8 protein-coding genes are annotated in these 13461 nt (G+C 43.2%); 2 read left to right on the top strand and 6 right to left on the bottom strand.

Annotation, left to right across the window (positions count from 1 at the left end; all coding sequences use genetic code 11):
- Positions 1 to 125: 125 nt before the first annotated feature.
- The 3 genes from HMPREF9969_RS02930 to rnr form a co-directional block, all read right to left on the bottom strand.
- Complete coding sequence (locus HMPREF9969_RS02930; RefSeq protein WP_036894789.1) at positions 126 to 1127, bottom strand: cysteine protease; 1002 nt, start codon at positions 1125 to 1127, stop codon at positions 126 to 128.
- Between the two features lie 31 nt (positions 1128 to 1158).
- Entirely contained in the window at positions 1159 to 1974 is an 816-nt protein-coding gene (locus HMPREF9969_RS02925) for a hypothetical protein (protein WP_009434375.1), read from the bottom strand.
- A 499-nt stretch (positions 1975 to 2473) separates the two neighbouring features.
- Positions 2474 to 4753 (bottom strand): ribonuclease R, encoded by a 2280-nt coding sequence (gene rnr / locus HMPREF9969_RS02920; RefSeq protein WP_009434363.1) that lies wholly within the window; start codon positions 4751 to 4753, stop codon positions 2474 to 2476.
- A gap of 84 nt (positions 4754 to 4837) precedes the next feature.
- On the opposite strand from rnr, the gene HMPREF9969_RS02915 reads away from it, so the two are divergent.
- Both HMPREF9969_RS02915 and HMPREF9969_RS02910 read left to right on the top strand, forming a co-directional pair.
- Positions 4838 to 5827 (top strand): NAD-dependent epimerase/dehydratase family protein, encoded by a 990-nt coding sequence (locus tag HMPREF9969_RS02915; protein ID WP_009434321.1) that lies wholly within the window; start codon positions 4838 to 4840, stop codon positions 5825 to 5827.
- Positions 5828 to 5908: 81 nt separating this feature from the next.
- Positions 5909 to 6880: a phosphatase PAP2 family protein gene (locus HMPREF9969_RS02910; RefSeq protein ID WP_009434399.1), complete on the top strand. Its 972-nt coding sequence runs from the start codon at positions 5909 to 5911 to the stop codon at positions 6878 to 6880.
- Between the two features lie 531 nt (positions 6881 to 7411).
- Here HMPREF9969_RS02910 and HMPREF9969_RS02905 read toward each other — a convergent pair.
- The 3 genes from HMPREF9969_RS02905 to HMPREF9969_RS02895 all read right to left on the bottom strand — a co-directional run bounded on the left by HMPREF9969_RS02905 (position 7412) and on the right by HMPREF9969_RS02895 (position 13304).
- Positions 7412 to 9883, bottom strand: a complete 2472-nt coding sequence (locus tag HMPREF9969_RS02905) for an outer membrane beta-barrel family protein (RefSeq protein WP_036894788.1) — start codon at positions 9881 to 9883, stop codon at positions 7412 to 7414.
- Between the two features lie 146 nt (positions 9884 to 10029).
- Positions 10030 to 12051, bottom strand: coding sequence for a glycoside hydrolase family 97 protein (locus HMPREF9969_RS02900; protein WP_009434349.1), 2022 nt, complete (start codon positions 12049 to 12051; stop codon positions 10030 to 10032).
- 20 nt (positions 12052 to 12071) lie between these two features.
- A complete protein-coding gene (locus tag HMPREF9969_RS02895) occupies positions 12072 to 13304 on the bottom strand; it encodes a glycoside hydrolase family 71/99-like protein (protein WP_009434388.1) in 1233 nt (410 codons plus the stop codon).
- Positions 13305 to 13461 lie beyond the last annotated feature (157 nt).

The following is a 13461-nucleotide window of genomic DNA, read 5'->3' as shown; positions in this document are numbered from 1 at the left end:
TCGTTTGTTGTTATTTTTAGTCTGTTTTTATTCTATTATTAAACTATTTTATTCTGCTTTTTAATCTATTTTTAATCTCAAGGAAAAGTTTTCTCCATGATAAAGAAGCTTTTCGAAGTAGATAACTATAGGTTAGTTCCCACCAAGGCAATGGTCTTCATATAGACATAAGGCTCACTCAAGAACATGAAACCATGGTAAGGATTGTCCGTGCCCCAGCTATTTTTGCAAAGAAAGAAGCGTTTACCATGCTGGTCATGGGCTATTCCAACGATCTCCATACAATGGTCGTCAGTTGTTTGAAAGTGCTCAAACGCTTCCTGTCTATCCTTTTCTGTCCATTGCCGAGCCTCATCATCCAACATTGCATATCCATGTTCAAAGGAGAAGAGAGGCTCTGAGACGTCACCTTCCCAGCACACGGGATGCCCTTTCTTCAGGCTATTTACAATGCAGGGGATGATGTCTTTTGCTGTAATATTTAGGAAAGTATCGTGGAAATAATTATCTGGAACTTCTAAAGGAAAGCTCTCATGTAATGGATGATGTAGGAAACTCGTTACCGCTGTGTACTCTTCTGGCATACAAACACTGCGTGCAAACTCATAAGGAGTGTATCGCACACCAAACATAAAGACCTGTTTAGGTAAAGTTCCGATACTCTTATCCAAGAGTTCGTCAACCTTCTTCGAACGATCAAGACGCCTACAAAGGACATTATAGTCCATATCTGGCTCACTATGATAGGCATCATAATGCTGTAAACCATAGGTTTTGATGAGGTCAAGTGTCATTGTACTCATACCACGAGTGGTGATGGGTCGCTCTAAACGAGCCACTCTCTGCGGTAGAAATTGGCGTCTTCTAGCCTGCTCATATAGATACATTCGAGCCACATAATCGGCACTTAGGTTGACAGAATCACCTTGTATGATATGCTCTGACTCAATCGTTGCAAGCATGGCATAGACCCAACAAAGTGAACTGGAGCCTTGATTCTTCACGGGGGAAGTAGGAAGTAAGAGGTCAATGGTGAACTTCTCCTTTGGAAAACTACGTTTTTTTGCCCCTTGCGAACAACTGATAATAAGCAAGGGAAGCATGAATAAATAAAAAATTTTCCTCATTTTACATTTCAATTATTGGTAGTCTGGTGCCTTAGTATTCTATCATCTTTTCCCAAGCAGCAACTACTTCCTTATCTAAAGGAGGGACAGAAGCGGGAATAGAGAACGTCCATACATGGTTTTTCTCCTTCTTTATCTGTTTTAGTTCAGCCTCTGTTATCGTCATTCTATCCGATACATAGAACTCACTCCATATATCAATACGATCGTCAACATCCTCTCCTCGATAACGAGCAAAGAAGGTTTGATGCTTTTGGAAGGCGTTAAGAGCATAATTAGAAAGGTAAGTTTCGCTCTCATCAAATTGTGTCATACGAGCCACGATACCATACATACGCAACTGACTCATGTCTATTTCATGGTTAGGTTGCCCTACTAACTCATCCATCTCGATAGTTGTCAGCAATTCAGTCTGCCCTTTTATCTTCTGTTTGTCATGCGTTATTTTACCGCACTTATCCGCCCATCGATACACATCTCCATTGTTCCTCGTTGAATACTCTTCGCTATTTATACTCTCAATAAGCGTTTGTCGCTCTAAATTTGGCAGTGACATCCGCACGAAGGTATCGTCGCCATTGGCTTTCGGAGCCTTTCGACGACGTTCACCAAGGAACTTTCGATCAATAAAAGGGGACTTCTTTTTATTGTCAGAGCTACCTGCAATGGAGTCAGATACAGGTATATAAAACTCCATCATACCATCTACAAAATAAGAGAGCATGCTATTTGTCGCCTGATAAACACGATAATAACCCTTTAAACGGGTGTATTTCTGCTCTTGCGCATGCGCTATTAGAACAAAGAAAACGCCGAGTAAGAGTAGAAATAGTCGTTTGTTACACATAAAATAGAATCATTTTTCAGTCTTAATTCATAATTCATCATTCAAAATCCATCATTATGCTTACCATTGTTAAGCCCTCATTAAATTGAAAGTGACCCCACAATGTAGGGACAGACGCCCTCGTCTGGAAACCCAACCCAGCCTCCCCTAAGGGGAGGAGTGCCTAATGGGAGCCAGTTTAGATTGATCTTTTCTTATCAAGATGATGCCTCAAAAGTAGGGACAGACGCCCTCGTCTGTCCGCCGTTATACCCTAATTTATTAACAAGAAACCATCCGTTTGGCGGACAGACGAGGGAGTCTGTCCCTACTTTGTGGTGCTACATCCAACAGAACTAACAACTTGTCTACTCGTCAACCTGTCCCCTTGTCAACTCTATCTAACAACTTGTCTACCCGTTAACTCGCATACTCGTCAACTCTATCTAACAACTTGTCTACCCGTCAACTCGTGTACTCGTCAACTCTACCTAATCATAATTTTGAATTAGAGAAAGCCTTATCTTCTCCGCCTTCTTTCCTTCTTCTTCTTATCTTTTGGTTGCTCTTTCACAGGTTGTTGGGGCGTCTTCACAGGTCGACCATCATCTAGTGTGAAGTCGAGCTGTTTGCGTTCTAGGTTCGCTTTAGCCACCTTTATGCGGATAGGATCACCCAGTTGATAAACGTGATGACGGCGTCGCCCTACTAGACAATAGTTCTTTTCATCGAAGTCGTAATAGTCATCATCAAGGTCACGCATTGGTATCATGCCTTCGCAATGGTTCTCATCTATCTCTGCATAGATACCGAAGCTCTGGATACCTGATATATGTGCATCGTAACACTCACCGATGTGTTCGCCCATAAACTCAACCATCTTATACTTGATGGAGTCGCGTTCTGCATTCTGCGCAACCAATTCCATATCCGAACAATGCTCACACAACTCTTCATAGTGATCCTTGTTTGCAGAACGACCACCATTCTGGTAACGTGTTATCAAGCGATGCACCATGGTGTCGGGATAGCGACGAATAGGCGAAGTAAAGTGTGTGTAGTAATCAAAAGCTAGTCCGAAGTGCCCAATGTTATGCGTTGTGTACTTCGCTTTCATCATCGATCGCAGAGCAATCGTTTGTATCACCTTCTCTTCGCGAGTACCTTGTACCTCATCCATGAGCTTGTTCAACGCACGAGCTGTAGCCCCCTTCGTACTCGAAGACTTAAGTTTATAACCGAACTTAGCGCTGAATTCACGTAGATTCTCAAACTTCTGAGGGTCTGGATTATCGTGAACTCGATAAGGGAGAGTCTTTGCTTTCTTGCCTTTAACGGTCTTTCCAATGCTTTCCGCTACTGTTTTATTAGCAAAGAGCATAAATTCTTCTATCAACTTGTTGGCATCTTTCGATCGTTTGAAGTAACAACGGAGCGGCTTACCAGTGTTATCTACATCGAAATGGAGCTCTTCTGAATCGAACTTAACGCTTCCGCCCTTGAAACGACGTGCTCTAAGAAGTTTTGCCAAGCGGTCTAGTGTAATGATCTCTTCGGCATATTCGCCCTTATAACCATCCTTTCCTGGCTTTGGGGCAGGCTCTCCTGTACCATCAACAACACCATTATCTTCCAGTAACTGCTGTGCCTCTTCATAAGCGTAACGCCTATTCGACTTGATAACGGTGTGTACAATGCGGTAAGCCTTTACATTTGCGTCATCATCAAGATTGAAGATACAACTGAAGGCGAGCTTCTCCTCATTGGGACGCAACGAACAAATGAAATTGCAAAGACGCTCTGGAAGCATTGGAATAGTGCGATCCACAAGATAAACAGAGGTCGCTCTCTGCTGTGCCTCACGGTCAATTATGTCGCCTTCTTTGACATAATGCGATACATCTGCTATATGTACACCAACTTCCCAAAGCCCTTCCTTCTCTAGTCTTCGTATAGAGAGAGCATCGTCAAAGTCCTTTGCATCCTTTGGATCTATCGTACAAGTCCACACGTCACGGAAGTCTTCTCGCTCCTTAAAGTCCTGCTCTGTGATCTCAGCACTTATCTTTTCGGCAGCATCCTCGACGCGTTTAGGATACTTATAAGGCAATCCGTATTGTGCAAGAATGGTGTTCATCTCAACGTCATTATCACCAGCTGCACCCAAGACATCGACTACCTCGCCCATAAGGTTCTTGTGGTTTGCGTCAGGCCATTGTGTTATCTTCACCAAAGCACGGTCACCTGTAGTTCCACCACGCAACTTCTTCTTAGGAATTAGTATGTCATGGATAAAGAGATTCTCCTGAGTTACAAGGAAGGCAATGTCCTTCTCCACTCTTAACTTGCCTACGAAGGTGTCTTTCTTGCGCTGCAATATCTCGATGACCATCGCCTCTTTAATATGATTCTGGCGTCTTGCCATGTACTGCACTTTGACATGATCGCCATTTAAAGCAGCCATTGAGTTACGTTCGGAGACGAAGACTGGAGTGCCACCATCGTCTGGTTGAAAGGTATTCTTTCCATTAGCTTTGCGAATGAAAGTACCTTCTTGCACCTGTCCCTTTGTATTGAGAGTATAGGCACTATCGCCTACCTTTGCAAGAAAGTCATCCCATGCCATCTCTTCCATCACATCAATTGCTAACATCTTAGCCGGATGTGTCTTTAACTTCAAAGCACGGAATATCTCTTTAAAACTATATGTTTCGTTAGGTTGCGACTGAAAGAAAGAAGTCAACTGTTCAGCTAGTTGCTTCTTAGTTAATCGCTTTCCACCTTTCTTATCTTTCGTCATAAATAATGGAATTAGTATGTTTATATATTCGACAAAGTAACGAAAAAGTTTGTATCTTTGCAAACGTTTGCTAAGATATTTTCGATGAATAAGATATTAATAACAGGTGCTTCGGGCTTCATTGGGTCATTTATAGTGGAAGAGGCAATACGTCAAGGATATGAAACCTGGGCCGCCGTGCGTCGCTCGTCATCGAGAGAGTATTTAAGAGATGAGCGCATTCATTTCATAGAACTAGACTTTTCTTCTGTCGATAAATTGACAGAACAGCTTGCAGGGCACGCCTTCGACTATGTTGTTCACGCTGCTGGTGTGACGAAGTGTTTGCATAAAGCAGACTTCTTCCGCATCAATACGGATGGAACTAACAATCTCGTGAAGGCACTTCAGGCTACTCAACCATCACTGAAACGCTTTGTCTTCATTTCAAGTCTTAGTATCTTTGGAGCTATCAGAGAACAACAACCTTACAAGGAGATTGAACCTACGGACACTCCAAAGCCTAACACGGCATACGGACAAAGCAAGTTAAAGGCCGAAGCAATGCTCCCCGACGACTTTCCTTATATTATCCTGCGCCCAACAGGGGTATATGGTCCGAGAGAGAAGGATTACTTCTTGATGGCAAAGAGTATCAAGGGGCACTCCGACTTTGCTGTTGGTTACAAGCAACAGGACATCACCTTCGTCTATGTAAGGGATGTTGTGCAGGCTGTCTTCCTATCGCTTGAGCACGGGAAGGCTGGATGTGCATACTTCCTAAGCGATGGTAAGGTTTATCAAAGCACCACTTTCAGCGACTTGATACATGAGGAACTGGGCAAACCATGGTGGATTCGCATTACTGCTCCTATCTGGTTACTGCGCATTGTCACCTTCTTTGGCGACTTAATAGGGCATATCACGGGTAAAATATCGGCTCTTAACAATGATAAGTATCAGATTCTTAAACAGCGAAACTGGCGTTGTAACATCCAACCAGCTATCGACGAACTGGGTTATCAACCGAAGTATGACCTCAAGAGAGGGGTAAAGGAGACCATTGCATGGTATAAGAAAGAGGGTTGGCTATAGATTAGCTAATTATTATTAGGCTAATTGGGCGAATAAGCCTAATAGGGCTTATGGGGCTAATAAAACCAATAACAACAAACAATGAAACGATTCATAACAAACTTATTTAAGCTAGAGAAGAAACCTGTTAAGGGTCTTATGGCATACGAATGGGTAGTAATGGCCTACTTGGTATTGACACTTATCATCACATTCTTCATGTACACGAGTATCAATAACCCACAAGCTATGATCTACGGGCGCATCCGCATCGTTGCTCTCACGGCTGTTATGTGGCTTGTTTATCGCATTGCACCCTGTCGACTAACACGCTTCACACGTGTAGGAGTGCAAATGGCATTACTCGCATGGTGGTATCCTGATACTTACGAGATCAACCGCCACCTCCCAAACCTTGACCATTTAGCAGCTACATGGGAGCAATCTCTCTTCGGATGTCAGCCTGCTTTGCTCTTTGCAAAGGCTCTTCCGGGGCATATCTTCAGTGAGTTATTCGACATGGGATACGCTGCTTATTATCCAATGATAGCTGCAACCGCCGTTTACTACTTCGGTTGGCATTACAAGGAGTTCAATCGTGCCGCCTTCGTCATTCTCTCTTCGTTCTTTATCTATTATGTTATCTTCATCTTCCTACCAGTCGTTGGTCCTACATTCTACTATAAGGCGATAGGCTTACAACAAGCTGCTGCGGGCGTATTCCCCAACTTGCACGATTATTTCAACCATCATCAAGAGTGCTTACCAAGCCCCGGCTATACTGACGGCATATTCTATCACCTCGTTGAAGACGCTAAGGCGGCAGGCGAAAGACCAACAGCTGCGTTCCCGAGTTCGCATGTTGGCGTGAGCACAGTGTGTATGTTGCTCTTATGGCACGACCGCAACTATCGTCTCTTGGCTGTTCTTGCACCATTCTACATCCTCCTTTGTTGTGCAACTGTATATATTCAAGCACACTATCTCATCGATGCCATCGCTGGCTTCATCACTGCTTGTATCATCTTCGCCATCCTCATGAGACTTTCACGTAACATGATTACAAAAGAGTAAAGACGCTTGACTTAAACCCCTCCCAGCCTCCCCCAAGGGGAGGAGTGCCTAACGGGAGCAAACAATGAGAGGCTTTCTTCAAATTAAAGAAAGCCTTTCGTTGATATGAAGAAAGGCTCTTCTCACATCAAGGAAACGCCCTCTTCAAATGGCAAAGAGTATTCTTTAATTAACTACCATAGACTTATTCCCTCCTTTAAGAAGCTCAGCAAGAGGCTTTCTATTAGTATTCCAATCCGTTAGAAAGGCTTAGAAGACTTTTATACAAGGCTGTACAATCAATTATACAAGCGTGTACAATCAATTATACAGACGTGTATAATCAATTATACAGGTGTGTATAATCCCGTTAACAAAGTATCTTCTGGACGAGAGATATACTATCAAGCGAATAAAAGAGAGACTATCGAGTGATTCAAAGAGAGACTATTAAGGCAATGAAAGGGCTGTAACATCATTCGTGTTACAGCCCTTTATGATTTTAATTAACGCCCATTAGGGACATTAATAACAATAAACAAGCACGGAGAATTACATCCCGACACCCATTCCCATGCCGTTCATCTGCTGGTCGTTCTTCTTTTCTTGGAAGTCGTTAGTTATCTTTGTCTCATGACTCTGGTATTGCTTCTTGGTGTTACCGAAGTTCCATGTAAGTGTAAAGGATACCATCTGGGCAGGAATTGAGATGTTCATACGATTCTCAAAGTCGGCTCCATGACTATACTGCTTTATCTTTATCTTACCAGTGAATGGCACGAAATACATCAAACTCAAGTCGAGTTTATCCTTAATAAGGCTCTTTGATAGCGTTGTATTAAACATATTGAAGCCGCCGTTATAGCCTTGTAGAGAATACTTCTTCGTCATTCCACCCACGAACATACTCCATTTCAAATCCCAAGGGAAGGTTTGCTGCACACCGAGGAATGTAGTGGCTTGCCATCCATAGTTATGTGCATTGAGTTGTTCCGATCGAATATCTGCATAGTCAACATTGGCTGTTAGCATTAGTCGTGTCTTACTAGTTACAGCGTAATTCATAAATGAACTGAAGTTCGTCATACGACTTCTAACGATGTTGCCATACGTGGTATTCAGTATCGAACCATGCATGAATGAGTATTGTTCTATCTGATTATTGGCAAAGTTCTCACCGAGTGTTACGTTGATCATAAACTTCGGTGTGAAGGAGTTGAAGACTACTTTTATGTTGTGACTCTTCTCTACTTGCAAGTCAGGATTACCATAGCTATCAGCCGTCGGGTTGCTTATGTCGTGGTAAGGATTCAGATAACTGATACCCGGGCGACTGATTCGCATAGAATAGTTGACGCCTAAATTCATACCAGCTGATAGGTTGTAAGTGAGGCTGGCAGATGGTACTAAGTTGCCATAGTGCTTCTTGAAGTTGGCACCAGGACCTACTATGAACTTCACGTTCTCCCATGTATGCTCGTAACGAAGTCCCACCTTAGCACCTAACTTACCCATTGTTGCTGCATATTCAGCGTATTCGGCAAGGATGCTCTGCGTGTTCCTATAATTCACACTGTTGTTGGCATTGTAGACATTAGCACCACTTACGATGTCATAAAACTTCGAGTCGGAAGAGTTGCGACGTGCGATAAACTTCAAACCAGTGCTTAAGGTCTGTCCTTTCCCTATCGGTGTGGTATAGTCGACTTGCACTGTATGCTCCGTTCCATGCGTCTTCGCCTCTGAATAAAGATCCTTTAATCGAATCGTAACACCCGCTGGTAAGGGATCATAAACACGTAGGTTTGTGTTCTCGGCAGGCGTTGTTGAGAAGAGATAACTCAGTGTCAAACTACTTGTGCGAGCCTTATTAAAGAATCGCTGATAGTCTATGCTACCGTTAAAGGAGGTATTCTTATTCTTCATGGTCATCTCGTTACCATACGAGAAACCTGTTCCGTAAGGACCACCAGAGAAGGTTGTCATGGGGTGACCATCGTTCTTCATAGCGAAGGAAGTAAGTCCGATGGATGCACCAATATTGCTCATAGAGTCGAGCTCATAGCCCAGACTAAGGTTACCCATGGTGAATGGGATGTGAGTATTGCCCTTTTGACGATAGTCCATACGTGACCCATCACTCGCAGTACGGCTCATCTCTGTCACAGTACCTTTCGACTTTGCTGCGTTATACATGATGTTAGCACTATACGTCAGCTTTCCCTGCTGTCCACTAAGGAACCCAGACGACCGCCACCCCTTGTTTCCTGCAGAGATAGCAAGGTTTCCGTTATATCCATTCATATTAACGGCACTCTTGCCATTAACGCGGTTCATGATGATATTCAGCACTCCGCCTGTTCCTTCGGCATCATATTTAGCACCTGGATTGGTCACCACCTCTATTGATTTAACAGCCGAGGCGGGCATTGACTTGAATATTTGTGAGGGATTGGAAGAGAACATTACATTCGGTTTACCATCTACATAAACCTTGAAGGAAGACTGTCCATTGACCGAGATATTGTCTTGTCCATCCACAGTTACCATCGGAACCTTACGCAGCATGTCGAGTACTGTGTTCGTCTTAGCGTCGTTATCAGCCTGAACATCATACGACATCTTATCCGTTTCCATCTTAACAAGTGGCTTCTGAGCCACTACCTCCACACCTTTCAACTGCTTCGTATCATCTTGAACCAGCAACTGACCCAAGTCGATAACGCCTCCTGTAGCTGTAAGTTGCACCTTTCGGAGAACCTCCTTACGCCCCATAGCAGTGAAAGAAACCAAGAAGTTACCTTGTCCTGTTACCTGCTGAGAGAACTTACCATCAATAGATGTAACCGACATAGCCACTGGCTTGTCACTTTTCTTACCTTTATAAACACGAACAGTAGCGTAGGGTTCTCCCTCATGGGTCAATGAGTCGAGTAGAACTCCCGATATTGTTGAGGTCTGACCATGTACTGCTACAGACATAGTCAATAGTCCAAATGTTACAAATAACTTGTATTTTCTCATATTATTACGTACTAAACAATGCAAAGGTAACAATAAATCACATATAAGGCAAGTATTCCTTACCAAAATAATAACCAAAATCCCTGCCCATCAAGATGATAAGGCAGGGATGAATATAAGTTTAATAAGCTATAAGCTATTGCTCCTTACGCTTGCTTAATGAGCTGAATTGCAAAGCCACCACTCTTTGCCATGTGTAGTTTCAATACACTATCATGGTTCACAACAAGCTGTTCGATGGTCATTGGATAAGGGTTCTTATCATATTCGGCATCAGGTCCATCCTTATAGATAATAGCCTTATAAGTTGTACCTGGTGCTAGGAAGTCGAGTTTAAGACTGATGTCTCTAGCGTTCTCATCGGTCATTCCACCAACAAACCAGTCCTGGTTATCACGGTTCTGACGTGCAGTAACGATGTACTTACCAATCTCTGCCATCGGGATAACCGTCTTCTGCCAGTTAGAAGGCATTGCTTCAATGAAGGTGAAGGCTGGTTGATCCTTGTAATTCTCAATCTCGTCAGCAGCCATCTGCCATGGAGTGTAGATGACAACATACTCGGCAAGCTGCTTAGCAAGCGTTGTGTGTGGATGAGTATGCGCATAAACCTGTCCTTCGAGCTTGAAGATACCAGGCGTGAAGTCGATTGGTCCAGCTAATTGACGTGTGAATGGGAGCACACAAAGATGGTAAGGTGGGTTGCCACCAGCGCCATCCCAAGCATTCCACTCTTGTCCTCTCACACCCTCACTAGCGATGAGGTTGGGGTAAGTACGCTGTAGACCAGTTGGCATAGCAGGCTCATGATTGACCACCATGATGTGGTGTCGGGCTGCAGCCTCAATCACTTTGCGATAATGACGCACACCATATTGCGAGTGTTGAAGCTCCTTGTTGTCCATAACCTTATTCACATAGCCTGTCTTAATAGCCTTAATTCCCATCTTCTCATATAGAGAGAAGGCTGCTTCAAGCTGTTCCTCATAGTTCTTTGCAGCACCACCTGTCTCGTTATGAGCAATCAGTGAGACTCCTTTCGACAATGCGTACTTCTGCAAACCATCGAAGTCATAGTCTGGATAAGGCTTTGTGAAGTTGAATTTATCACCTTCCTTGCCCCAGTCGTTCTCCCATCCATAGTTCCAACCTTCGACTAGTACGCCCTTAAAACCATGCTCGGCAGCAAAGTCGATATAACGTTTTGTATTCTCAGTTGTGGCTCCATGCTTTGGACCAATACCCCATGTGGCATGTTGCATGTGGTAAGTCCACCACACACCAACGTACTTTCCTGTTGTAATCCACGATGTATCCTTAATCTTACAAGGGTCATTAAGGTTTAACATGACGCGGTTTGTTATCAAACCACCCACATGGTCTTCTACTGATAACATACGCCAAGGAGAGACGAAAGGTGCTTTTGCACGCACCAAGTCGCCATTTGACCATGGTACTAACTCTGCCTTCAATCGCACATAACCCTCTTTTGCCTCTATCGGCTTGACATTTAATGAAGAGTAATCGGTCAGATTCGCTTCATGTAACATCATATAAAGGTCTGGCTTAGCCTCTATTGTAACAGGTGTACACACCTTCTGCTTCTTACTCAATGGTGCTTTCGTCCAAAGTCCCTCATAGTAATCGGCATCAAAAGGCAATGTCCATGCCTCAGGGTCACCTTTGAAACAGAACTCTGTAAGCTCATCTGTGATAATGAAGTCGCTTAGGTTCTTCTGTTGTGGGAATACATAACGGAAGCCCATACCATCATCAAAGACACGGAAGACAATGGTCAGCTGGCGTTGAAGTCCTTTCTTCTGTGCTAACTTCATCGTCAATTCGTTATAATGATTGCGTACATCATCTTCTTCTCCCCATGGTTGATGCCACGTTTCATCCTTAGTTGCACGTGAGAAACCTATGAGTCGGAAGTCATTAGACAAGTCGCCATCCTTCAACTTCAACCCAAGTGCCGAACGAAGAAGTATCTCCTCTTTCCCACGATTCAATGAGTAATAAGGACGCCCCGCATTATCTACACCAGTCGTCAGCGTAATGTTACCTGATGGTGAACTCACCATTGCTTCCTGCTTAGCCACCATTGCCATTGGCAACAGCGATAAACAGACTGCTAAAATGAAGTGTTTTAAAATCTTAGTTTTCATTTATTGAGATATTAATTACCTTATCTTTTACTATTCAAAGTACCAATGATAGCCTTTGCTTCATCCATTTTCAGTTGTACAAGGGCATTATATGCTTCCTTAACCTTAGGATTGTTAGGTTCGGCAACACGTGCCTTATACCATTGATAGATAACTTCAAGGTCGGAAACTGTATACTTCACGCCTGTAAACTTCTGCAACATTTCGAGGTACTTGTAGCCATATTCCAATGTAGGCTCTATCGTTGTACCCTCTCCGTAATCGTTCCATGTACTAATCTGAAGATACTTTAACCCAGCGTTCTTGGCTGCATCTAGCTGGCGTTGGAACAACTTTCCACCCTCAGCATCGTATGTTGTATAACCATTACTGCCCTCACCTTCTTTATAATAGTCATGGAATCCAGGCATAGCACCACCCACAAAGCACTTATAGTTCTTAGCTATAGCATAGTTCGGATTGGCATTTACCCATGTATAAACGCCTTGCGCATTATCAGAATAGCTTGTATTATTAACGCTGCTGAGCTTTCCATCTAATACAAGGAACATCGGTTTTGTGGTCAAGATAGAAAAGACACGATACCAATCCTTCGGTGATTCCATCGTAATTGGACCAAAGTTAAGCAGAAGTGGACGCCCATCTACCTTCACATAACTATCATCCTTGAAGAATGTCTCTGCCAAATAGCGCATATCCTGACGAGCTGTTCCTACCCTATCAGACGCTCCGTCCAATGTACGGTCCTCATAGACGACACTCATCTTGAGCCCTGCTCGCTTCAAAGCACGGAACAATGCCTCTGTATTCGACTTGTGTTGAGCAATAGAATTATCGCTATTTACACCATACCAATCGACCATTACACCATCAAGACCTGCATATTTCATCAACAAACATTGATAGTCTAGCACTGCCTCATCGCCACTTGCATACGGACCAATCTGTGGATAATAGTGCGAAGCAATCTCTCTTTTATCATTACCAACCATCTTGTTAGGGTCACAATTCTTCATTGTCCAGTGATAACCCCACTTACCTGCATTCTGCGGATTGGACGTTGTTGTCTCAAACCATGGCATGTAATGAGCATAAACCTGCATACTATTAGTCTTCTGGACGGCTAATGGCATTACTTGATGCGCCTCTTGCCTTCCATCCACCTTCTTGGGTGCACCCTCATAACTATCTGCACAAGATGTAAATAAGAGTCCAGCAGTAGCTGCTAAAGTAAGTATTGACTTTAAATCCATATCTTTTTATTCATTATCCATTATGTAATAAGTAATACTGAGATACATTAAAAGTTATCCTGCCCCTCAACATGTATCGTTAAAAAGAGGAACAAAATTAAACAAAAAAATCGTTTTCTCTTATCTAAAAATAACTTTTAACTATCTCATAACGCCA

Origin of the sequence: Prevotella sp. oral taxon 306 str. F0472, from assembly GCF_000257925.1 — a bacterium.
Lineage (GTDB): Bacteria > Bacteroidota > Bacteroidia > Bacteroidales > Bacteroidaceae > Prevotella > Prevotella vespertina.
The sequence above is the reverse complement of the archived record's forward strand: the minus strand, read 5'-3'. Positions and strand labels throughout refer to the sequence as shown.

Excerpts from the sequence above, each read along its gene's own strand:
- HMPREF9969_RS02915 (WP_009434321.1), top strand. The coding sequence starts at position 4,838 with ATGAATAAGATATTAATAACAGGTGCTTCGGGCTTCATTGGGTCATTT.
- HMPREF9969_RS02930 (WP_036894789.1), bottom strand. The coding sequence starts at position 1,127 with ATGAGGAAAATTTTTTATTTATTCATGCTTCCCTTGCTTATTATCAGT.
- HMPREF9969_RS02925 (WP_009434375.1), bottom strand. The coding sequence starts at position 1,974 with ATGTGTAACAAACGACTATTTCTACTCTTACTCGGCGTTTTCTTTGTT.
- HMPREF9969_RS02910 (WP_009434399.1), top strand. The coding sequence starts at position 5,909 with ATGAAACGATTCATAACAAACTTATTTAAGCTAGAGAAGAAACCTGTT.
- rnr (WP_009434363.1), bottom strand. The coding sequence starts at position 4,753 with ATGACGAAAGATAAGAAAGGTGGAAAGCGATTAACTAAGAAGCAACTA.
- HMPREF9969_RS02905 (WP_036894788.1), bottom strand. The coding sequence starts at position 9,883 with ATGAGAAAATACAAGTTATTTGTAACATTTGGACTATTGACTATGTCT.
- HMPREF9969_RS02900 (WP_009434349.1), bottom strand. The coding sequence starts at position 12,051 with ATGAAAACTAAGATTTTAAAACACTTCATTTTAGCAGTCTGTTTATCG.
- HMPREF9969_RS02895 (WP_009434388.1), bottom strand. The coding sequence starts at position 13,304 with ATGGATTTAAAGTCAATACTTACTTTAGCAGCTACTGCTGGACTCTTA.